Genomic DNA, 22252 nt, shown 5'->3' on the forward strand with positions numbered 1-22252 from the left:
TCAACCGGAAATAACCTGATCTAAGTCCGGGACGTCCCTGGGCTGTTCAAGGTCAACCCGCGCCGACCAACAACGACAGAAGCCCACGACATCTGACCTGGTCAAAGCCGTGAGCCTCTTTTGTTCCGCTGGAAATCGGAAGGAGTAATCAGTAAACCGGCCGCTACTCACACTCAATGATTTTGACTCACTCATAAGGATCCACGGGCCTTATGGAACCGCAACCACTGTCACAGGAGAAAAGCTCCTAGACCAAGGCCATCGAGCATCAGCAGGATGCACGACAACGTCGCCAGGCAGCACCGCTAGCATTTCGATCCCCATGTGCAGCGCAGTATCAAACTCCCACCGAGTCCATTCAGTAGTCAGATAGCTGTCCGACCGAATGGCAACGAAGATGTCTGCACACGTTAGCGCGTTTACTACAGACTGCACTCTATCGGCACCCAGGCTGTGAGCCTCTAGGTCATCCACATAGACGTGACCTGCCTCACCGAGGAGCGCTCGCACTTCGTGCAGGCGCTCGACGCTGTTATCACGCCTTGCATAACTCACAAAGTAGCGCACCAACTAGCATCCTATCCATCGAGCCAACCGACGGCGTAGGCCCATGACGCAAGGGCGAACAATACGCCGAGGATTGCATAGTAAGCCATCGATGCGTTGAAAGCCGCGCGCCAGGCAGTAACGGCGCCCGACGTCGGAACAGATGGCGGAGGATTCTCGCCAGCCGGACAACGCTGCACTCTCCGTTGCCAAATATCAACCATCGCCCCCCTGATCTTCCTCTGATAGAAGTAGCTGAAACTGTCAGCAACCCAAAAGGCGATTATTACCATAAGGCCAGCCGCGAATAGTGAAGGCCCCGGCTTCTTGTCACCAAAGGAAGTGATGATGGTCCCGACCGGAACAAGAATAAGAGCACACAGCTTCTTGAGTTCTAGGCAAGCTTCTGAAGCCTTCAGTGTTGCCGCATGAAGCTGGTCAAGCTGTTCCTTGTCGAGGTCGTCTGCTGTCGGAGAACTCACTTCTGCGCCATCCGTGTGTCGAGGGGTGGGCTCGGCCTGCATCACTACAGCTGACGGACATCCCACCACGAACCAACTGGCACTGTGTGTGGATTCAGTGATCTAGTGGCGCAGCCTCACGCACGAGCGCCCTCCCGGGCCGTCCTCGGGCCGTGGAAGGGCGCTCAATGATGACCAACGTCGACAACTGCCGACAGCTCGGCAGCAGGTCAGGACGTTGATCGGTAAGGCGGCCGCAGGTCACGGCCGCCGGTGATCAGTTGTGGCTGTACAGCAGCGAAGTACAGCAACCTCGTCGACCAACTTCAGCCGTCTGTGTCGCTCACAGCCCGTCTGACCAGCCCAGGAGACCTCAGCGACCGCCCCGCCCGTAGTTCGCATCGAGGGGCACACCACGACACCCCCGCTCGGGCCGTCTCTGGGCCGTGCGGGGGTGCTCAACGACGACCAACGTTGACAACCGTTGACAGCTAAGCCGCAGGTCGCAACGTTGATCGATTAAGCGGACGCAGGTCAGGGACCCGGCCCGTCACTTCTTCGACGTGTGAGACCCGAGGTCGGGCGACCCGGCCTTGTGCACCGGGTGTGCACCGCCCGGCCCCTTTTCTGATCTCGTGCCAGAGACGCCACGAGGGCCGCCACCCCATGGTCGGGGTGGCGGCCCTCGCCGAATCTCCAGGCTCTGTGTACGGCGGCAGCCTCCTTGCTCTCCTGGTGAGGAGAGCAGGGCGAAGCCCGGTGAGCATCGCTGTCTCCTTGGGCCGGCAGCGGAGACATCTCCCGCTCGACCAGGGATTTGAGCAGGTCGAGCGCCGCGCCGCGTATGGGCGCGAGGGGACTCGGGGCCTTGTCGGGGCGTACGACACCGCTCTCGACGATGCTGCGGAGAACGGTGGTCACCTCGGCGGAGTCGGTTTCGGCCGAAGCAGCTGCAAAGCGCAGAGCATCCGTCCGGGGCCCCGTCGTCCAGCGCTCCGCCAGGTGCAGGACGCGTACCCGAGGCGCCGTGCCGAGTTGCTGCCGCGAGGGCGGCGAGGGTGAACTGCACGGCTTCATCCTCACTGTCCCAGCGGTCCAGGAGGTACGGCGCTGCGGCTTCGACCGCGTGACGGGCCGCGCGTTCGTCCGCTGTCCCCTCCAGTGGAATACCCGGGGCGACTCTGTGGTCGGCCCCGGAAGCAGCCAGGCGCTGCCCGGCGGCGGCTGCTTCGAAGTTCCCCGACCGCCCGGTGGGGCGGCGGTCTCGACGTGTGCGCTGCCGGGACACGCGTCCATGCCCCGGGGAGGACACACCGCCCCGAAGGCGTGAGCACTTTGACCAACACTGTCCCGATAGCGCTCGTTTGAGCGCTCACGTGACACATATCCGCTGACTGCTCACGGTTTTCCGCAGGGCATCCGTCTCCGGCCCCGCAGCATCGGGGCTGCGGAGATCCCCCTGCACCACCCGGCGGGACACCGTCTTGATACGGCGCCCCTGCCCCTGTGTCTCCGGGAGCAGGGGCGTCTCGCGTGTCCGGAACATGCTTTCCTCGGCGGGGCCGGAGAGGGATGATGGAAAACTGACACTGCTGTTCGAGAGAGGTTCACGGGGATGCCCGAAAGGGACGACGAGGAGCGCGAGTTCGACATCAAGTGGGCGGACAGGGCCGAGCACAAGGAGCCGTCGGCCCGTGCCCGGATGCTCGCCGCGCGCTGGAAGGACAACCCGCCCGGTCCGGTCCCGTTCCGCGGCGAGCCGGAGCACAGGGGATCCCGACGGTCGTCGCCCCGGGGATCGTCGTCCTGGGCGTCCACGGCCGTGGTCCTCGGCTGCGTCGCCGCGGTGATCGTTTTCCTCGGCTACATCAACTTCCGCCCGTACTGATCAGCACGGGATGAACGAGGACGTCGTCAGCGGGGAGACGGCGGCGGTGCGCCTGGCCCGGGGGGCCGCCCTCGGTGAGGTGCTGGACATCGCCGACCCGAGTGGGAGTGCCTGGATCTCGCTGGACGAGGGCGTGCGCGCGTCGGCGTGGTGTCGGCCCGCGCCGCTGCCGGACGCAGGGTCCGTGGAACTGCCGGAAGAGTCGTGGCTGGCTCTGGCGTTGTGCCATCCCGACGGGCGGATACGTGAGCGTGCGCTGGCCGGGGTGGCGGAGCACCCCGCACTGCTGCCCCTGATCGTCGTGCGTGCCGCCGACTGGGCCGGACCCGTGCGCGAACGGGCCCGGCAGTTGCTGGGCGAGGCCCTTGCCGGGGAGGTGAGTGCCGAGAGGGTCGTCTCCCTCGCACCGCTGGTTCTGCGGGTCGCCCGCCGCGAGCGCGGGGACTTCGGTCTCGAACTGCTCGGCACCGCGCTCCGCCGGGCTCCGCACGAGCTGCTGCTGCCCCTGTGCGCCCACCCCGACCGCCTCCTGCGCCGGTTCGCCTTCCGGGCGGCCGTCGAAGGAGGTCTCCTCTCCCCCGGTGAGCTGGCCCGCCACGCCGCACGGGACGACGACGCGGTCGTCCAGACCCTCTGCGCCGACGCCGCCCTGGCTGCCCCAAGCACCGGCGACGGCCGGGACGACTGGGACGACGTGCTGGAGCCGCTGCTGGGCGCGCGCAACCCGCGGGCACGGTCGGCCGGTGTCACCGCGCTGAGGCGGGCCGGGCGGCCCGAGCGGGCAGTGGAGTTCCTCGCCGACCGGTCCGCGGTCGTCCGGGCCTGCGCGCGCTACGTTCTACGACAGCACGGGACGGATCCGCTGCCCTGGTATCGGGAGCGGTGCACGGACCCGGCGGTGCCGCCCGGTGCGGTCATCGGACTGGCGGAGTGCGGGCAGCGCGCCGACGCGGAACTGCTGTGGCCGCTGCTCGCCCACCCGGCACCGGCCGTACGGGCACGGGCGGTGGCCGGGCTGCGCACCCTCGACGTGAGCGCCACGGAGCAGCTGTTGCCGCTGCTCGACGACCCCGCGTCCGGTGTGGTGCGGGAGGCGGCCGCCTCTCTGCTTCCCCTGGCCGGGGCGCTCCCCGCCGGCCGTCTGCTGGGGCTCCTCGACAGCGGGTGCCCCCGGCATGTCCGGGTCACCGCGTTCCGGTTGCTCGACGCCCGGGGCGGGGTCATCGGGCTACGGGCGGCGGTCACCCTGCTGGAGGATCCGGACGACAAACTGCGGATGTGGGCCGGACAGTCGGTGCAGCGCTGGCATCCGGCCGCCGACACGCGCCCCGGGGACCCGGAGGTGGGCGAACTGCTCGACCGGGCCGGCCATCTGTTCAGCGAGTACGTCCTGAAGCGACGCAAGTGGGAGGCGGGGCTGCCCTCCTGAGACAGACCCCGCCCGTCGGCCCTGTCGGCTAGCGGTTGTGGCGCATGAAGGTGCGGACCATGTGGCAGGTCGTGTGCGACGGCGGGTGTATGCCGATCAGTTCCGCCGTGCTTCGTATCGTCTCGTCGGGTGCCTGGTCGGGCAGGTAGACGCCGGAGTCGAGCAGGGCGATGGCGAGCCGCATCGCCTTGAGCCGGCGGTTGTGCGTGACGTACCACTCCCGCGGACGGCTCGGCGGCAGCGGCCGCTTCTCGACGGGCGCGCAGGGCGTTTCGAGCAGGACGGGACGCTTCGCGGTGGACTGGGTGGGCAGGGGCTTCGGCTTCAGTGCGGCAGCGGGCACGGCATCCTCCTGTCGCGGTCAGGGTGCCCACCGAGATCCACGCCGATCCCGGTAACACCCTCGAACACTGCATCCAGTTTACTGCCCGGCACTGACATCCGGGGGTCCCTGAACGTTCGCCGAATGCCCAGGTGAAGAAGGGGTTCCGGCCATGGAACCCCTGGTTCGGAAGATGTCCCCGAGGTGACGGGGAATTCGAACAGCGGCTTGGCGGAGCGGAGGGGGCGTACGGTGAGCGGCATGGAGATCTGGATCAATCCGGCCTGTTCCAAGTGCCGCAGCGCCCTCACCCTGCTGGACGCCGAGGGCGCCGCCTACACCGTCCGCCGTTATCTGGAGGACGTGCCGAGTCAGGGCGAGATCCGTGAGGTGCTGGAGCGGCTGGGACTGGAGCCGTGGGACATCACCCGCACCGGGGAGACGGCCGCCAAGGAACTCGGTCTCGGGGAGTGGCCGCGGGACGCCGGCTCACGGGAGCGCTGGATCGCGGCGCTCGCCGAACACCCCGTGATGATCCAGCGCCCGATCATCACGGCCGAGGACGGCACGGCGGTCGTGGCCCGCAGCGAGGAGGCGGTACGGGACGCCCTGTCCCGTCAGACGCCTGACACCTGACGCCTGACACCTGACGCCTGACACCTGAGACCTGAGACCTGAGACCTGAGACCAAGCGGCCTGTGACACAGGCCACTTCGGGGAGTCGACCGGACCGCTGAGTAACTTCGTTCGGCATCTCGTACATAGCGGCGTACGTTCCCCTACCGCTTCAGGAGGCGCGCATGTCGCGCAGGAGAACTCTCGGCCCCAAGAAGAAGCTCGCGTTGCTGCTGAGCGCCGCGACGGTGGCCGGTGGCGGCGCCTTCGTCATGGCGACCACGTCGAACGCCTCCCAGACGACGGCGGCCACCACCAAGTCGGCGGCCGACTCGACGGTCTGCCAGGGTCTCGCCACGGCGCTCGGCAACAACCAGAAGTTCATCGAGGGCCAACGGGCCAATCCCGACGCGCAGTCCGAGGCCCGGATCGCCAACCGCGAAGCGGTCATCGCGGAGATCGAGCTCAAGCAGCGGGCGTCCGGGTGCACGGTTGGGGAGTCGGCTCAGGACTCCCAGCCCGCACAGCCCTCGCAGCCCGCACAGCCCGAGCAGCCCGCCCCCGGTGAGCAGGCCGGTGGGGGCGACGCCGCGCAGAACCCGGGCGGCGACGGCGCGGCGGCCTCCGGCCAGCAGGTGTGCAACGGCTCCACGGTCACCCTCTCCGGTGAGGCCGGCGCCCCGGCGGCGTCCAGCAACCAGTTCCCGGCCGGGACCAAGCTGAAGGTCACCAACCTGGACAACAACAAGTCCACCACGGTGGAGGTCACCGGGGTGTCCGGCAGCTGCGCCCTGCTCAACGACGCGGCCTTCGAGCAGGTCCGGGAGCCCGGCAAGTTCCTGATCCGCCGGGCGCTCATCGAGAAGGTGGGCTGACCTCGGGCAGCCACAAGCCCCCCGGGGCGGAGACCCAGTTCGGGGGGCGGGGCGTGCCACGGTACCGCCCCGACCCGGGTCGCCGCCCCGGGGTGTGACCGGAGCCCTTCCCCGCTCGACCGCCGTCGAGAGCGGGGGAGGGCTCCCTGCGTCCGGGGGCGAGGGCCCCACGCAGTCCACGTTGTGAACCGGGGTTCCTGCTGGGGCCCCGGTCTGCTTCAATCGGCGCATGGACGGTTTCCGGGAGCTCATCGCGACAGGTCGTCAGGACCTCGAGCCCTTCTGGCCCTCCCGTCAGCACGACGACTTCGACCGCGAGTGTTGCCGCGCGACGACCGCGCCGGCCCTCTGACGCCGCACCTCCCGGCCTTCCACCGGCGCGAACCGCGTACGTCCTCGACCAGCCCGACCACGAACTCGTGGCGGTCGAGTCCTCTCGACGAACCCTTCGCGCGAAAGAGCTGACCCCTCATGGCGACCACTCGTTCCCTCTCCCCCGCGAATCCCGTGAACCCCGCGAACGCTGCGGCCCCCGCGAACTCCGTGCGCGCTGCGAACTCCGTGGCCCCGGTGGCCTCGGCGTCCTCCTCACCCGCTGCCCCCATCGCACCCCGTACCGCCCCGGCCGACGGCCGCCCCCGCCACCGGCTGCGGGCCGTCGCCCCGGACGAGGTCGTCACGGTCGCGGACCTGCTCCCTCCGGGGGCCACCTGGCTGCCCGCACCCCAGCACACCCTGCCCGTCCTGCCCGGACGCCCGCCCATGGTCGGCTACCTGGTGCTGGTCCCCGCCGACCAGCAGCCGCCGTTCCCGGTGGCGGTACCGGACGCCGGCCCGTCGTCCGCCCTCGCCGCGCCCTCCGGGCCCGACGAGGCCGACGAACCGGTCCGCGTCGACACCGTGCGGCGCACCGCCGAGGTGGACGGGCGGCAACTCGACCTCACTTACCTGGAGTTCGAACTGCTCGCCCATCTCGTGGCACACCCGAACCGGGTGCACACCCGCGACCACCTGGTCGCCACCGTGTGGGGCTACGGCCATGTGGGCGATGGCCGCACCGTCGACGTCCACGTCGCACGGCTGCGCCGCAAGCTGGGCGCCGAGCACCGGGGCAGGATCCAGACCGTGCGCCGGGTCGGCTACAAGTACACGCCTTGAGGGCGGCCCGTCCCTGCTCTGCTCTGCCCTCGGCAGATTCCTGTTCCCCCGGCCCTCCCGACCCGGCAGAGTCGGACGGTATGAGGCTTCTGATGCTGGGTGGCACGGAGTTCGCGGGGCGGGCCGTCGTGGAGGCGGCGCTCGGGCGGGGCTGGGAGGTGACCGTCTTCCACCGGGGGCGGCGCGGGGCCCCGCCGGGCGTCCGGTCGCTGCTGGGCGACCGGACCGCGGTGGACGGTCTGGCCGCGCTCGACGAGGCGGCCGGCGAGTGGGACGTCGTCGTCGACACCTGGTCGGCCGCCCCGCGCGCCGTCCGGGACACGGCGCGGCTGCTGCGGGGCCGCGCAGGGCGGTACGTGTACGTGTCGAGCTGCTCGGTGTACGAGTGGCCCGCGCCCGCCGGGTACACCGAGCAGGCCCCGGTGGTGGCGGGCGCCCGCGCGGACGCCGACCACACCGAGTACCCGCAGGACAAGCGGGGCGGTGAACTGGCCGCCGTGGACTCCTTCGGCGCGGACCGGTCGGTGCTGGTGCGGGCGGGGCTGATCCTCGGGCCGTACGAGAACGTCGGCCGGCTGCCCTGGTGGCTGAACCGGATGGCACGCGGCGGCCCGGTCCTCGCTCCGGGGCCGCGTGACCTGCCCGTCCAGTACGTCGACGTCCGCGACCTCGCCGAGTGGATCCTCGGGGCGGCCGAGCGGGAACTGGGCGGGCCGTACAACCTGTTCGGCCCGCAGGGGCACGCCACGATCGGCGCACTGCTGGAGGCGTGCGCGGAGGTGACCGGGGGCGCGGCCGAACTGCGCTGGACCGCGCCGGAGACGATCCTTCAGGCCGGCATCGAACCGTGGACGCAGCTGCCGGTGTGGGTGCCGCCGGACAGCGAGGCGCACGGCGCCCTGCACCGCGCGGACGTCTCCCGGGCGGTCGCGACGGGGCTGCGCTGCCGTCCCGTCGCCGAGACCGTGGCCGACACCTGGCGCTGGCTGCGGGCCATCGGCGGAACCTCACCCCAGCGTCCGGACCGGACGTTCAAGGGGCTCGACCCGGAGGTGGAGGCGAAGGTGCTCGCGGCGGAGGGAGGCCGGGGCGAGCCGTAGAGCAGGGTGAGCCGTAGGGCGGGGGGTGTGCCCGGCCGGGTGTACGTGGCACCACCCCGTGACCGGGGGTTCGGGCCAGTGACCCGGGTGTCGGTGCTCGGACAGACTTGTGACATGAGCATCGACACGAGAAGCGGCACCAGACGTACGAAGGGCCTTGCGAAGGCCGCACTGCGGGGGTTGGGGCTGGCGCTGGTGTCGCTCCCGCTGTCAGTGCTGTGCTTCACCCTGACCCTGCTGTCGATCGCGCTGATTCCGGTCGGGATCGGCATCGTCACGACGCCGTACGTGCTGACCCGGGCGCGCACCTACGCGAACTGGCGGCGGGTGCTGGCCGCCGAGTGGGGCGGGGTGCGCATCCCGCCCGCGTACCGTCCGCTGCCGAAGGACGCCAACCCGTGGGCGCGTACCTTCGGAATGCTGCGAGATCCGGCGACCTGGCGGGAACTGTGGTGGCTGCCGGTCGACATGACCGCGGGGTTCGTCACCGCGCTGCTGCCGGCCGTGCTGCTGCTGTACCCGCTGGAGGGGTTCGCGCTCGCGGCCGGGCTGTGGCGGGTGATGCCGGACCCGTACTGGTACGGCTTCGTCCCGGTCGGCGACCAGGCGTCCGCGCTCGGCGCCGGCGCACTTGCCCTCGGTCTGGTCTTCCTCGCCCACTTCGTCACCCCGTCGGCGCTGAACGCCCATTACCGGCTCACCCGCGCCGTCCTCTCCCCCAGTCAGGGTGAACTGAGCGAACGGGTGAGGGTGTTGACCGAAACGCGGCGTGACGCCGTCGACACGTCCGCGGCCGAGCTGCGGCGCATCGAGCGGGATCTGCACGACGGGGCGCAGGCCCGGCTGGTCGCGATGGGCATGGATCTGGGGACCGTCGAGACACTGCTCGACAAGGACCCGGAACGGGCGAGGGAGTTGATCGGACAGGCCCGCAGGTCCTCGGTGGAGGCGCTGTCGGAACTGCGGGAGCTGGTGCGCGGTATCCATCCGCCGGTGCTGGCCGAGCGCGGCCTGGGCGACGCGGTGCGGGCGCTGGCACTGCGGCTGCCGGTGGCCACCGAAGTGAACGTGGAGTTGCCGGGCCGGGCCGGGGCGCCGGTGGAGTCGGCCGTGTACTTCGCCGTCAGCGAGGTGCTCACCAACGCGGTGAAGCACGCGGACGCCGACCGGATCTGGGTCGATCTGCACCACACCGGCGGCCATCTTCGGGTGAGCGTCACCGACAACGGCAAGGGCGGGGCGGTGATCGGGGCCGGCTCGGGGCTGACCGGGGTAGAACGGCGCCTGGGTACATTCGACGGCGTCCTGGCCGTCAGCAGCCCCGCGGGCGGTCCCACCATGGTCACCATGGAGATCCCTTGCGAGTTGTCCTAGCCGAAGACCTGTTCCTGCTGCGCGACGGGCTGGTCCGGCTCCTTCGGGCTCATGACTTCGAGATCGCCGCGGCCGTGGAGTCCGGACCCGAACTGGCCCGGGCACTGGCCGAGTCGGAGCCGGACGTGGCCGTGGTCGACGTACGGCTGCCGCCGACGCACACCGACGAGGGGCTGCAGTGCGCGCTCGAGGCACGGCGCCGCAGGCCGGGGCTTCCGGTACTGGTGCTGTCGCAGCACGTGGAGCAGTTGTACGCGCGGGAGCTGCTGGCCGACGGCAGTGGTGCGGTGGGCTATCTGCTGAAGGACCGGGTGTTCGACGCGGAGCAGTTCGTGGACGCCGTACGGCGGGTGGCGGGCGGGGGTACGGCGATGGACCCGCAGGTGATCCAGCAGTTGCTGGCGCGGCGGTCGGGTGACGACCGGCCGCTGGCGCGGCTGACGCCCCGGGAGCGGGAGGTGCTGGAGCTGATGGCGCAGGGGCGCTCCAACGCGGCGATCGCCGGCAGGCTGGTGGTGACGGAACGGGCCATCGCCAAGCACACCGCGAACATCTTCACCAAACTGGGACTGGAGGTCTCGGACGACGACAACCGTCGTGTGCTGGCGGTTCTCGCGTATCTCGACCAGGACCGGTGAAACCGGGCCCGCACCCTCACCCGACGTCCATGACCAGCAACTCCCCGTTGTTCCAGAGGGCGTTGAAACCAGAGGGCCGTACGAACTTCTCATCAATTTCCGTGACGGTTGAACACCCCCGGGGCGGCTCCCGTACTCAAGGGAGCCGCTCCGCTTCTGTTGGGCGATTCGATGCCCGTAAGGGGGTGCTCCTCAACAAGGTCAGAGGAGTTCCGTGACTCCACCCACCGCTGAGGCGGCGGGCTTCCAACCCGAAGGTTGCGGTCCAGCCCGAACCGACCCCTTTGCGGGGGCAGAGCGCAAATTACCAGAGCACCGGGAAGGCCAAGGGCCCCCTTGCGAGGAGAATGATGGGACGCAATACAAGAAAACGCCGTATGCCGTTGGCCGCCAAAGCCGTGGCCGGGACGGCGGCCTTGGCACTCGGTGGGGGCGGGCTGGTCTGGGCGAACTTCTACGCTTCGGCCGGCGAGTCGGACCCGTCGCAGAGCCGGACGAAGGCGAGCGCGGCGCAGATCGCCACGATCGACTGCCCGGACGTCGGTCAGCAGCTCTCCGACGTGCCGGACCAGGCACGCGGTGAGGTCGACGGTGAACTGGCCTCGATGGACCAGCAGATCACCGACGCCTACCAGCGCCTGGTCACCACGCGCCAGGCACAGGCCGGGGACTCGCGGTACGTCCAGAATGCCATTCTGGGTCCGCTCAAGGACCGTCGTAAGGTGCTCCTCGACCGGATCAAGCTGGAGATCAGCCGCGCGGGCGGCCAGGCTCCCGGAAACCTGGACGAGCTCGCCTCCTGCTCCGGCCGTCCCGCCGACCAGCCGCAGCCGACCGACGGCCAGAACGGCGACGGTCAGAACGGCGAGGGTCAGGACAACGGCCAGGACAACGGCCAGGGCAATGACCAGGGCCAGGACAACGGCCAGGGCCAGGGCGACGGTCAGGACCAGGGCGAGGGGCAGACCCCGAACGACAACGGCAACGGTGCCGCGGGTCCGTTCGCCGAGGACTTCATCGACATCAACGACGTCCCGCCGAACTCGCGCAACCTGCCGAACGGTCTGGCCGCCAACGGCAGGTCAGGCTCCAAGGGCAGCTTCACCACGAAGTGCGGCGTCAACGAGAACAAGCTGTACAACAGCGACAACATCATCGTGGCCCCCGGTGTCGCGAACGGCGCGCACCACATGCACGACTACGTCGGCAACCAGAGCAACAGCTCGCTCTCCAGCGACGACGACCTGGTCGCCGCCGAGACCAGCTGCCAGAACCAGGGCGACAAGTCCTCGTACTTCTGGCCGGTGCTGCGCGTGCAGGACGGCACCCAGGAATTCGACGCGGCCGACCAGGGCGGCGGCGCCGAGGGCAACGTCGGCAGGATCCTGCAGGTCCAGGAGGCCCAGCTCCGGTTCGTCGGCAACAAGCGGAGCAAGGTCGTCGCGATCCCGAAGCTCATGCGCATCATCACCGGTGACGCCAAGGCGTTCACCAACGGCCTCAAGAACGCCAACACCTCGTACAGCTGCACCGGCTTCGAGGACCGGCAGTCCACGGACAAGTACGTGCTGTGCCCCGAGGGCAGCAAGCTCGTGCGCACGTCCAACTTCCAGAGCTGCTGGGACGGACAGAACGCCGACAGCGCCAACCACCGCGACCACGTGGCGTTCGTCCAGGCGGACGGCAGCTGCGCGAACGGCTTCAAGGCCATCCCGCAGCTCCAGGTCCGCCTGGTGTACGACGTTCCCACCCCGACCATCGAGAACGGTCAGGTGAAGAACCCGTACGCCGTGGACAGCTTCCCGGAGCAGCTGCACAAGCCGATCACCGACCACAACGACTTCATCAACGTCATGGACGAGAGCCTGATGAACAAGGTGGTCAAGTGCATCAACAAGGGCAAGAAGTGCACGTAGTTCCATCGGTTCACTCGGTCGCCCACTGAGAGGAGGAGGGCCGGCGGCGGGATTCCCGCCACCGGCCCTCCTCTCGTGTGCCCTGTGTGCCCGGTGTACCCGGTGAGCTTGTTCAGCCTCCGTGCCCGGCGTGGCCGGACGCGTGCGCACCGCCTCCGTGGTCCATGTTGCTGTGGTCGATGCCCTCCTCCACGTCTCCGCCGAGCCGGCCGCGCAGGTCGTCGAGCACATTCTCCTCACCGACGGCGACCCACTTGCGCCCGACTAGGTAGTGACCGCCGTAGTCCTTGGCCATGTCGATCCACTCGCGCTGGCCGCGGTCGGTGGCGAAGGTGGCCAGGACGTACTTCTCCTTGCCCTTCTTGCAGATGGCCTGACGGATCGTGTCGGCGTCGGTCTGCATGTCCGGCTTGCACTTCGCCTCGGCGGCCAGGTGCTCCAGACTGCCGGTGGCCGTGGCGGGCACCTCGCTCTCGGCTTTGCCGGACCCGCAGCCCGCCAGCGCCAGTACCGCCACCGCGCCGGTCAGCGCGAGCACCTGTCGGGTCAGCCTCATGAGTTCCTCCGGTCCTTCCGGCGACATGCCGCACGGAGCCCCGGCAGGGGGCTCTTCGCCTTCGATACGGCTCCGACGCCCGGACTGCTCAATCCCGGGCGCCGGAATGTTCGCTCCCGGATGCGTCGGAGCGCGGCCGCGTGCGAGGGTGACCCGGTGGACAAGGACTGGGAAGATCGCATGACCGCCGCCTGGGCGACGTTCGACGACTATGCGGAGGACGAGGCGCCCGCCTTCCGCGCCGTGATCGACGCGCTCGTCGCCGAGCTGCCCGACGGCAGTCCGCTCGGGCCGTTCGAGCGGGCCTGTGCCTGGGACTCGACGGGACGCTCGGACCATGCGGTTCCGCTCTACCGGCAGGCGCTGGAGGGCGGACTCGCCGGTCTCAGCGGATACAAGGCGCGCCGGGCGAAGATCCAACTGGCCAGTTCCCTGCGGAACATCGGCCGGGCGGAGGAGGGAGTACAGCTACTGACGCCCGAACTGGACTCCTCCTCGGACGAGTTGGACGACGCCGTACGGGCCTGTCTCGCACTGTGCCTGTCGAGCCTCGGACGGGACCGCGAGGGGCTGTCGCTGGTCCTCGGAGCTCTCGCCCCTCATCTGCCGCGTTACCAGCGCTCGATGGCCGCCTACGCCCGGTTGCTGGTCGATGGGGAGGAGCAGTCCGGCCGTTGAGGGCCCGCTCGGGCGGACAGTGACGCTCCGCAATCAGGTGACCATCGACCGGTTTGCTCGTTCTGTTGGGCGTGCAGTCACAGCATGCCGCCCAGCGCCTCCCGCACTCCTCCCCCGACGGCCCGGTCGTCGATGTCGAGCAGGCCGAGGCCGCGCTCGCCGAGCACTATCCGCGGCTCGTCCGGCTCGCCTACCTGCTGCTGCCACCGGGTACGGGCCGGAGCAGGCGGGTGCTGACCGCGCACGCCCTGGCCCAGCGCGCGCTGCCCCGCGGCCGCACCACGGCGCCCGTGATCCCCGCCCAGACCACCCAGGCCGTCCAGTCCGCCGAGGCCCCGCAGGCCGCCCCGTCCCCCGGGTGGGACGGCGATCCCGGGTACACGCTGGTCCGGCTGCAGGTGGTGCGTACGGCGCTGCGGGCGGGCGGGCCGCTCAGGCGGGCGCTGCTGTCGCCGCCGTTGCCCCGGGTGTGGGGGCTGCGGCTGCACCCGCGGTCCGGTGGCGCCGACGAACTCGCCCTGGACCAGCGGTTGTCCGCCCTGTCCGGACCGGCCCGCGCCGCCTACGTGCTGCGGGGCCTCGAGCGGCTCGCGGACGACGACGTACGCAAGGTGCTCACCGACGCGGGGGTCGCCGACGCGGCCGCCGCGCTGCGCGAGGCCGACGGGGTGCCGGCCGAGTACCGGCTGCTCGACTCCGCCGAGTTCGACCCCTGCTCGCTCCAGGCCCGGCCCACCGATCTGCTGCGCCGCCGCCGGCACCTGAAGGCCGGGCTGACCGCGGGGTGCGCGCTCGTCGTCTGCGGCGCGCTGCTCGGGCTGCCGGGTGACGGCTGGGGGCCCGACGGTGCCGCCGCGCCGCCGTACGCACGGAACCCGGCCGCGCAGGCCGCCCTGGACCCGGCGAAGCTGACCCGGGTCTCCCCCGCCGCCTGGAAGACCTCCGCGCGCACCGACTTCTCCGTGTGGCCCGCCCGCGGCGACCTGACCGGTGACACGGACCTGCTGCGCCGCGCCCTCGCCGTGTGGGCCCGGCCCGGCGAGCGGGTCCAGGTGTCGGCGACGCCGGGCACCCCGTCCGGCGGCCCGGCCGGACCGCCCCAGTTGCTGTACGCGGGGGCGGTCGACAGCGCGCGTGTGGTGATCCTCCACGACGGTCTGCGCATCGCCAGGTACGCCGAGCCGAAGGGCGGCGCCCGGGGCGCCGTTCTCGACCTCGCCCGGGTCGACGGCACGGACAGGGCCGGGGCGAGTGCGGTGGTGCTGAGCCGGGTCGACGGCAACGTCCGTTATCTGACGGCCCCTTGGGTACGCGAGGCCCGTCATCGGGACCTGCGCGAGCCCGACACCGACGCGACGGACCTCACGCTCACCGGCGGCGTCACCTCGCCGCTGGCCAGTCCGGCGCTGCGGGCCGGCTCGTGCACCTCGTGGAACGTGCTGGAACTGACCGACGGGACCGGCACCCGGCTGATGACCGACCTCGCCGAGCTGGTCCCGGCCCGGCTGACCGCGGGACGGCCCGGGGCCGCCGGTGAGGCGTCCGGCGCCGAGGCACTGCGTGCCTGGGCGCCGTTCGCGTGCTCGCTGACCTCGGTGCGTTCGGCGGGCGTACGGAGCGTGAACACGTGGACGTTCGCCGAGCAGCCGCTGCCGGACGGCGGGGCGGGTCCGGCGGACTGGGTGTGCACGCGGGCCGAGACCTGGCGGGGCGGTGGCACCCGGGTGCTGGCGCAGTTCCACACGCCGGGCGGGCCGGTCGGGACGGTGGTGGCCAAGGCCGAGGACGTTCCGCAGTGCGGGGCGCGTGAGCCGCGGGTGCTGGCCGGGGTGCTGTGGAAGTCCCCGGCGGGCACCTGGTACCTGCTGGCCGCCGGCAGCCGCGGCACGACGTCCGTCACCGCGACGGGCGGTGTCGAGGGCACCGCGCAGGGCAACCTGCTGACCGTCGAGGCCGAACAGGGCTCCCAGGCCGACCTTGTGGGCACCCTGAAGGACGGGGGCTCGATCACCGGGCTCGGCTGACCCGGTGATCACCGCCGCCCGGTCCGGACCGTTCGAGTCCGGAATCGATCGGTAGGCTGTGGGTATGACTACCGGGGCACGCCGCAGAATGGGAGTCGAGGAGCGCCGGCAGCAGTTGATCGGCGTCGCCCTCGAACTGTTCAGCCGTCGCTCGCCCGACGACGTCTCCATCGACGAGATCGCATCGGCGGCCGGTATCTCGCGCCCGCTGGTCTACCACTACTTCCCCGGCAAACTCAGCCTCTACGAGGCCGCGTTGAGGCGTGCCTCGGACGACCTCGCGTCGCGGTTCGTGGAGCCGCACGAGGGCCCGCTGGGGGCTCGGCTGCTGCGCGTGATGGGCCGGTACTTCGACTTCGTCGACGAGCACGGGCCGGGTTTCTCCGCCCTGATGCGCGGCGGCCCGGCGGTCGGCTCATCGACCACCAACGCGCTGGTCGACTCCGTACGGCAGCGGGCGTACGAACAGATCCTGTCGCACATGGGCGCGGTGGACCCGCCCGCGCAGCTGGATCTGGTGGTGCGTTCCTGGATCTCGCTCGCCGAGTCGACGGCGCTGATCTGGCTGGACGGCCGGCGCATACCGCGGGCCGAGCTGGAGGCCCAGCTGGTGCACGACTTCGCGGCGCTCGCCGCCGTCGCCGCGGCGCACGACGAGGAGCTGAGCACACTGCTGCGCGGCCTGCTCAAGGACGAGCCGGGTGACGGGCCGTTCACCGACCTGGTCACCCGGCTGATCGCGCTGGCGTCCTCGTCCTGACCGGCCGCCCGGCTGCTGCTCCCCTACGGCCCTACGCCCCTACTCTTCGAATTTCCGGTACGAAGCGTCGAGCTCGCGTACCTCCGCGGAGGCGTGCAGCATCGTGCCGTCGAGGGACTTCACATGCTGCCGGACCAGTTCCAGGACGGCCTCGGTGAGCCGGGCCTTGGTCTCCTCGGTCCGCCCGGGGAGCAGTCCGATGTGGACGTGCACCAGGGCGTGGCCGTCGATGTCGGGGCCGACCACGACGTCCTCGGTCCGGCGGAACCGGGTCTTGCACGCCGCCGGTCTCGCCGTCGCGATCTCCACCACGGTGGTGTGCAGGTCCCGTGCGAAGGCGCGCCGGTCGAAGTCGAAGCCGGCCTTCAGCTGATCGGAGTAGTCGACGGTGATCTGCGGCATCGGTGGGCCCTCCAGTTGCAGGTCGGAGGGCCCACCCTAGCCGCAGCCGTCCGGTCAGCCGGTCGTGGTGAACACCGCGACCGTGCGGGCCGGGACGGTGAAGGTGCCGGTCTTCGCCGCGTAGGACGAGGTCTTCACCACCGGGTCCGACCCCGCGGCCTGCACCGGGTGCAGGCGGTGGCCGGTGCCGGCGAGGGCGTCGACGCGCTGCTTCTGCCGCTCCGGCGTGGCGTTGAAGACCACGACCAGGTCACCGAGCCGCATCGTGATCACGCCGGGTGTCTCGTCCTTGCCGGACAGCGGGAAGGACAGCCGGGACTGCACCTGCTCCGCGGTGTCGAGGGAGAAGACCTTCTCCGACGTACGGATCTTCAGCAGGTCCCGGTACGCGGCCGAGGCGCCCTCGATCTGCGGGCAGCCGACCTGTACCGCGCCCAGCAGGGGTGTGGCGTAGGGCCACTTGTCGGCGTTGTCGGCGGCCGGCGGCAGACCGCGGCCGAAGCCGTTGCCCGCGGCGCAGTTCCAGTGGATGGCGTTGAACCAGTCGCCGCTGTCGTAGGAGTTGCGGTCCAGGGACTTGGAGCGCAGCAGGTCGGTGCCGGCCTGGGAGAGCGCCGGGCCCTGGGACAGGGTGGCCGTCGCCATGGCGAGGACCTGCGCGCGCGCCCGGTCGTCGGCGCTCACGGAGACCGGCAGCTTGAAGGCGAGCGCGTCGAACAGGGACTCGTTGTCGTGCGCGTCGGCGTAGGCGAGGGCGTCGCCCGGCACGGCCGCGTATCCGGCGGGCGAGCCGTTGTAGTCGACCTGGGAGCCCTTGACCTCCTTGCCGTCGGTGTCGGTGAAGCGGTACTCGGCGAGGTTGCCGCTCAGGCCCACCTTGATCAGGTCCTGGTAGTGCAGGAGCCGGGCCTTCTGCTCGGTCTCGGTGCCGTTGCTCTTGGAGGAGTTCGGGTCGGTGTGGAGGCCGGACGCGAAGCCCTGGACGCCGGGGTCCTCGTCGAAGGGGCCGCCGCCGCGGACGGCGTCACGGGCCCGGTCGGAGAAGGTGGCGATGCCGGTGCCGGCCATGTTCTGCTGCGTGGCCTGCTCGAAGCGGGCGTCGTCGGCGATCTCGCCGAAGTTCCAGCCCTCGCCGTACAGGATGATCTTCTTGCCGTCGACGCCGTCCTTCTTCGGGGTCAGCGCGTCGAGGGCCTTGCGCACGGCGAGCATGTTGGCCTTCGGGTGGTGGCCCATGAGGTCGAAGCGGAAGCCGTCGACCTTGTACTCCTTGGCCCAGGTGACGACCGAGTCGACGACGAGCTTGCCCATCATGGCGTTCTCGGGCGCGGTGTTGGCGCAGCAGGTGCTGTTGGCGACGGAGCCGTCGGCGAGCAGCCGCTGGTAGTAGCCGGGCACGATGCGGTCCAGGACGCTGGTGTCCGCCTGGCCGCTCGCCGCGGTGTGGTTGTAGACGACGTCCAGCACGACGCGCAGGCCGTCCTCGTTGAGCGCCTTGACCATCTTCCGGAACTCGACCGTGCGGGTCGTGCCCTCCGGGTCGGTGGCGTAGGAGCCCTCGGGGACCGTGTAGTGGTACGGGTCGTAGCCCCAGTTGTAGGCGTCCTTGGCGGCGGCCTTCGCCACGCACTCCTGCTGCTTGTCGGAGTCGGCCGGGAAGGAGGCCGGGTCGCAGTCGACGGTGGCCTGGTCGGACTTCTTCTCGGGGATGGTGGCGATGTCGAACGCGGGCAGCAGGTGCACGTACGAGGTGCCGGCCTTCGCCAGCTCCCGCAGGTGCTTCGAGCCGTCGCTGTCCTTTTCGGTGAAGGCGAGGTAGGTGCCGGGCTGCTTCGCCGTGCGGTCCTCGACGGAGAAGTCGCGGATGTGCAGCTCCTGGATCTGGGCGTCCTTGAGCGGTACGGCCTTCGGCTTGTCCAGGTCCGACCAGCCCCTGGGGGCGAGCTCGCGGTCGCCGAGGTCGACGACGAGGCTGCGCTTGGAGTCGGTGGTCAGGGCCAGCGAGTACGGGTCGGTGACCTTGTTGGTGACGATCTCGCGGGTGCTGGGCGCCCACACCTTCACGACGTACCGGTAGGGCTTGCCCTTCCAGGACTTCGGACCGGTGACGGACCAGACGCCGGTGGCCTCGTCGCGCTGCATGCGGGCGGTGGAGCCGCCGATCTCCAGCGAGACGTGCTGCGCGGTCGGCGCCCACACGGAGAGCGTGGGCCGGCCGTCACGGAAGACGGGGCCGAGCTGCGCCCTGGTCGCGCCGGCCGCGTACAGGTCGTCGAGGACGCCCGCGATCTGTACCCCGGTCGCGGCGAGCACGGCGCCGGTGGCGGCCCGCTGGGAGGCGACGACCTGGCCGCGCAGGGCCTCGCGTACGCGGTCCCGGTCGCGCGGGTCGACGGTCCAGGCCGTGTCGCCCCTCAGGTGCGGGAACCTCGCCTGCTGGGCGTCGGTGAGGGACGTCTTGGTCAGCCGGAGCACGCGCGTGTCGTCGCCGCCGGTGAGCGTGCCGTCCTGCGCCCTGATCGAGCCGGTGCGGGAGGCGAGGAGCTGGGTGGAGGCGGCGGCGTCGGAGCCGTTCCAGACGACGGTGTCCCGGTCGATCCAGACCGCCTTGGAGGTGGTCAGGTCGAGGGCGGCCGCGGAACCGGCGGGCTGCGGCAGCAGGTACTTCTCCTGGCCGCTCACCAGCCACACCTCGTGGCCGTTCGCCTTGAGGTCGAGCGACTGGTCGGACGGGAGGTCCTTCTCGTCGCCCTTGTGGATGATGTAGCTGAGGCTGGTGGCACCCTCGGTGAGCGGCACCTCGAAGACCGCGCCATAGGGATCAGTCTTCACCGGCTTCAGGGGGTTCGACCAGTCGGTGGGGTTCGCGGCGCCGGCCCAGGTGTGCAGACCCCAGCCGTCGTAGTTCCCGTCCGCGCGGTGGTAGTGGAGCACCGCCTTGGTCGTGTCCTGCGCCGGGTACTCGGGGCGTTCGGTGGTGACGGTCTCCTTGCCCTGCTCGATCCAGATCTCACCGGTCCTGGTGACGTCGATCGTGCGGTCGGTGGAGACGTCCTTGTTCCCGTCCTTGTCGATGACGAGGAAGCCGACGTCGGACGCGCCCGGCTTGAGCTTGACGTACGCGAAGGCGCCGTAGGCGTCGCGGCCGGTGAAGGGGTGGCTGTCCGGCCATTCGGTGGCCTCGCCCTCGGCGAGGTCGCCCCAGGCGTACAGGCCCCAGTCGTCGTAGTCGCCGTCGGCGCGCTGGTAGTGGACGATCGCGTGGTCGCGGGAGGCGGCGGAGGGCGGCGCCTCGACGGGCGGGATGCCGGTGGTGGAGGCGGCCGTCGCGCTCGCGGTGCGTCCGGCCGAGTCGATCACGACGGCCTTGTAGCGCAGGGCGGTGCCGGCGGGGACGTCCGCGCCGATGGTGTGGGTGACCTTGTGGGGGGCGTGGTCGGCGGAGCCGAGGGTCTGCCACTTCCCGTTGCCGGTCTGGGCGGCGAAGACGACGCGGTTGAGCTGTCCGCCCTCGACGTCGGCGGTGAGTTCGACGGTGCCGGTGGCGCCGGCCTCGGGGGCCTTCAGGGTGAGCGTGGGCTTCGCGGCGGGCTGGGCGAGCCTGCCCGCGGCCTTGAGCACGATCGCCGCGCCGGCCGGGACGGTGACGGTGATCTTCCGGTCGGCGCCGCTGGTCACGGAGGCGCCGGTGCCGTGGATGCCGCGGAACGTCATGCGGGCCGAGTTCGTGGCGAAGGTGGCCTTCTTCGCCTCGTCGGCGTTGTTGAAGGCGACCACGTACTCGGTGGTGTCCTTCTCCGTGCCGGTGCGGGAGAAGGCGTGGACGCCGGGGCCGTCGGCCGCGTACCGCTGCTGCTGGACGCCGTCGGTGAGGGCGGGGTGGGCCTTGCGGAGCCCCGCGAGGGCGCTGATCTGCCGGTAGAGCGGGGACTTCGTGTCGTAGGTGTCCTCGGCGTGGGTGCGGTCGGTGCCGATGAGGTCGTCGTCCAGGTAGTCGGCGGTGCGGGACGCGAACAGGGTCTGGCGGGCGTCCTTGTCACCGCCGGCGCCGGTGAAGCCCTGCTCGTCGCCGTAGTAGACGACCGGGTTGCCGCGGCTGAGGAACATCAGCTCGTTGGCGAGCATGGCCTTCTTCAGCAGTTCGGCGTCGGACGCCTTCGGGTCGTCCTGCTTGAGGAACGTCCCGATGCGGCCCATGTCGTGGTTGCCGAGGAAGGTGACCTGCTCGTAGGCGTTGGCCTTGTCGGTCGTGTACTTGTGGTCGTCGCCGAAGACGGCCGCGAGCTTCTGGGCGCTGCCGCCCCGGGAGGCGTACTGGCGGGCCGCCTCCTGGAACGGGAAGTCGAGGGTGGCGTCGAGGCGGCCCTCGGTGACGTACGGGGCGGTGACGTCCGTGTCGGCGGAGTAGACCTCGCCGAACATGAAGAAGTCGTCCCGGCCCCTCTTGGCCGCGTAGGCGTCCAGGGCGGTGGCCCACTGGGTCCAGAACTCCATGTTGACGTGCTTCACGGTGTCGATCCGGAAGCCGTCGATGTCGAAGTCCTTCACCCACCGCTGGTAGATCTTCTCCATGCCGTCGACGACCTCGGGACGCTCGGTCCACAGGTCGTCGAGGCCGGAGAAGTCGCCGTGCTCGCTGGACTCCCCGGCGAAGGTGGAGTCGCCCCGGTTGTGGTAAATCGCCGGGTCGTTGAGCCACGCCGGAACCTTGACGTTCTTCTTCGCGGCGGGGACGACCGGGGTACGCGGGAAGGAACCGGCGTCGACGTGCGGGAACTTGCCCGAACCGTCGGCGTAGTCGGCGTCGTCGAAGGGCTTCCCGTCCTTGGTCAGGTAGGGGAAGGCGCCCTTGGAGAGGTAGTCGTAGGACTTCTCCTCGTAGTCGACGACGTCGGCGGTGTGGTTGGTGATGACGTCGAAGAAGACCTTCATGCCCTTGGCGTGGGCCTTGTCGATGAGGGTCTCGAGGTCCTTGTTGGTGCCGAAGTGCGGGTCGACCTGGGTGAAGTCGGTGATCCAGTACCCGTGGTAGCCGGCGCTCGCGTCCTTGCCGGTGCCCTGGACGGGCTGGTTCTTGAAGATCGGCGCCATCCAGATGGCGGTGGTGCCGAGCCCCTTGATGTAGTCGAGCCTCTGGGTGAGGCCCTTGAGGTCGCCGCCCTGGTAGAAGCCCTTGTCGGTGGGGTCGTACCCGGTGGTCAGACGCGAACCGGTGAGCCCACCACGGTCGTTCCTCGTGTCACCGTTGGCGAACCGGTCCGGCAGCACGAAGTAGAACTGCTCCCGGGTCAGGTCGTGCCGCGCGGGCTCCTTCGCCAGTCGGGCGTCGGACGGGGGCTTGGGCGGTGTGGCGGCTCCGGCGGAGAGCGGCTGCACGAGGGCCACGGCGAGCGCGGCCACGGTGACGGCGGCGACCCGCCTCCCCCTCGCGGTGCGGCGCCCCGGGGGCGCGGGCCATCTGGGTATCAAGGCGTGAACTCCTTGTGATTACGGCACGTTTGGATCCGACC

At 70.4% G+C, this 22252-nt stretch carries 19 protein-coding genes; 13 read left to right on the forward strand and 6 right to left on the reverse strand.

The annotated features are described in order from the left end of the window. Window positions 1-210 precede the first annotated feature (210 nt). On the reverse strand, window positions 211-567 hold the full coding sequence (locus ACVW19_RS08825) for a toll/interleukin-1 receptor domain-containing protein (protein ID WP_457458138.1): 357 nt from the start codon (window positions 565-567) through the stop codon (window positions 211-213). A gap of 11 nt (window positions 568-578) precedes the next feature. After that, complete coding sequence (locus tag ACVW19_RS08830; RefSeq protein WP_457458140.1) at window positions 579-1070, reverse strand: hypothetical protein; 492 nt, start codon at window positions 1068-1070, stop codon at window positions 579-581. 1552 nt (window positions 1071-2622) lie between these two features. Between ACVW19_RS08830 and ACVW19_RS08835 the strand changes: the two genes are divergently transcribed. Then, complete coding sequence (locus ACVW19_RS08835; protein WP_457458142.1) at window positions 2623-2895, forward strand: SCO2583/SCO2584 N-terminal domain-containing protein; 273 nt, start codon at window positions 2623-2625, stop codon at window positions 2893-2895. A gap of 10 nt (window positions 2896-2905) precedes the next feature. Beyond that, window positions 2906-4324 carry a HEAT repeat domain-containing protein gene (locus tag ACVW19_RS08840; protein ID WP_457458143.1) on the forward strand — a complete coding sequence of 473 codons (1419 nt, stop codon included), beginning with the start codon at window positions 2906-2908 and terminating at the stop codon, window positions 4322-4324. A 28-nt stretch (window positions 4325-4352) separates the two neighbouring features. Here the strand turns inward: ACVW19_RS08840 and ACVW19_RS08845 are convergent, their stop codons facing one another. Next, a complete protein-coding gene (locus ACVW19_RS08845; protein WP_457458145.1) occupies window positions 4353-4667 on the reverse strand; it encodes a hypothetical protein in 315 nt (104 codons plus the stop codon). A gap of 240 nt (window positions 4668-4907) precedes the next feature. Between ACVW19_RS08845 and ACVW19_RS08850 the strand changes: the two genes are divergently transcribed. The 8 genes from ACVW19_RS08850 to ACVW19_RS08885 all read left to right on the forward strand — a co-directional run bounded on the left by ACVW19_RS08850 (window position 4908) and on the right by ACVW19_RS08885 (window position 12322). Continuing rightward, window positions 4908-5282 carry an arsenate reductase family protein gene (locus ACVW19_RS08850; RefSeq protein ID WP_457458146.1) on the forward strand — a complete coding sequence of 125 codons (375 nt, stop codon included), beginning with the start codon at window positions 4908-4910 and terminating at the stop codon, window positions 5280-5282. Between the two features lie 164 nt (window positions 5283-5446). Further along, window positions 5447-6136 (forward strand): hypothetical protein, encoded by a 690-nt coding sequence (locus ACVW19_RS08855; protein WP_457458148.1) that lies wholly within the window; start codon window positions 5447-5449, stop codon window positions 6134-6136. Window positions 6137-6365: 229 nt separating this feature from the next. Next, window positions 6366-6488, forward strand: a complete 123-nt coding sequence (locus tag ACVW19_RS08860; protein ID WP_109381837.1) for a hypothetical protein — start codon at window positions 6366-6368, stop codon at window positions 6486-6488. A gap of 119 nt (window positions 6489-6607) precedes the next feature. Further along, window positions 6608-7294 (forward strand): winged helix-turn-helix domain-containing protein, encoded by a 687-nt coding sequence (locus ACVW19_RS08865; protein ID WP_457458150.1) that lies wholly within the window; start codon window positions 6608-6610, stop codon window positions 7292-7294. A gap of 80 nt (window positions 7295-7374) precedes the next feature. Beyond that, entirely contained in the window at window positions 7375-8394 is a 1020-nt protein-coding gene (locus ACVW19_RS08870; RefSeq protein ID WP_457458152.1) for an SDR family oxidoreductase, read from the forward strand. A gap of 114 nt (window positions 8395-8508) precedes the next feature. Further along, window positions 8509-9768: a sensor histidine kinase gene (locus tag ACVW19_RS08875; protein WP_457458154.1), complete on the forward strand. Its 1260-nt coding sequence runs from the start codon at window positions 8509-8511 to the stop codon at window positions 9766-9768. Continuing rightward, a complete protein-coding gene (locus ACVW19_RS08880; RefSeq protein ID WP_457458156.1) occupies window positions 9753-10406 on the forward strand; it encodes a response regulator in 654 nt (217 codons plus the stop codon). The genes ACVW19_RS08875 and ACVW19_RS08880 overlap by 16 nt, the downstream gene beginning before the upstream one ends. Window positions 10407-10756: 350 nt before the next feature. Then, window positions 10757-12322 carry a DUF1996 domain-containing protein gene (locus tag ACVW19_RS08885; RefSeq protein WP_457458158.1) on the forward strand — a complete coding sequence of 522 codons (1566 nt, stop codon included), beginning with the start codon at window positions 10757-10759 and terminating at the stop codon, window positions 12320-12322. Window positions 12323-12434: 112 nt separating this feature from the next. On the opposite strand, the gene ACVW19_RS08890 is transcribed toward ACVW19_RS08885, so the two are convergent. Further along, window positions 12435-12878, reverse strand: coding sequence for a hypothetical protein (locus tag ACVW19_RS08890; RefSeq protein ID WP_457458159.1), 444 nt, complete (start codon window positions 12876-12878; stop codon window positions 12435-12437). Window positions 12879-13058: 180 nt separating this feature from the next. On the opposite strand from ACVW19_RS08890, the gene ACVW19_RS08895 reads away from it, so the two are divergent. The 3 genes from ACVW19_RS08895 to ACVW19_RS08905 all read left to right on the forward strand — a co-directional run bounded on the left by ACVW19_RS08895 (window position 13059) and on the right by ACVW19_RS08905 (window position 16340). Next, window positions 13059-13556 (forward strand): tetratricopeptide repeat protein, encoded by a 498-nt coding sequence (locus ACVW19_RS08895; RefSeq protein WP_457458161.1) that lies wholly within the window; start codon window positions 13059-13061, stop codon window positions 13554-13556. A 71-nt stretch (window positions 13557-13627) separates the two neighbouring features. Continuing rightward, window positions 13628-15580 (forward strand): hypothetical protein, encoded by a 1953-nt coding sequence (locus ACVW19_RS08900; RefSeq protein ID WP_457458163.1) that lies wholly within the window; start codon window positions 13628-13630, stop codon window positions 15578-15580. Between the two features lie 64 nt (window positions 15581-15644). Further along, the gene (locus ACVW19_RS08905; protein WP_457458165.1) at window positions 15645-16340 is read left to right on the forward strand and encodes a TetR/AcrR family transcriptional regulator; all 696 of its coding nucleotides are present in this window, start codon (window positions 15645-15647) and stop codon (window positions 16338-16340) included. 39 nt (window positions 16341-16379) lie between these two features. Here ACVW19_RS08905 and ACVW19_RS08910 read toward each other — a convergent pair whose 3' ends face one another. Both ACVW19_RS08910 and pulA read right to left on the reverse strand, forming a co-directional pair. Beyond that, window positions 16380-16742 (reverse strand): 5-carboxymethyl-2-hydroxymuconate Delta-isomerase, encoded by a 363-nt coding sequence (locus ACVW19_RS08910; RefSeq protein WP_457458167.1) that lies wholly within the window; start codon window positions 16740-16742, stop codon window positions 16380-16382. Window positions 16743-16796: 54 nt separating this feature from the next. Then, on the reverse strand, window positions 16797-22211 hold the full coding sequence (gene pulA, locus ACVW19_RS08915; protein WP_457458169.1) for a pullulanase-type alpha-1,6-glucosidase: 5415 nt from the start codon (window positions 22209-22211) through the stop codon (window positions 16797-16799). Window positions 22212-22252 lie beyond the last annotated feature (41 nt).

The organism is Streptomyces sp. TE5632 (assembly GCF_054061295.1).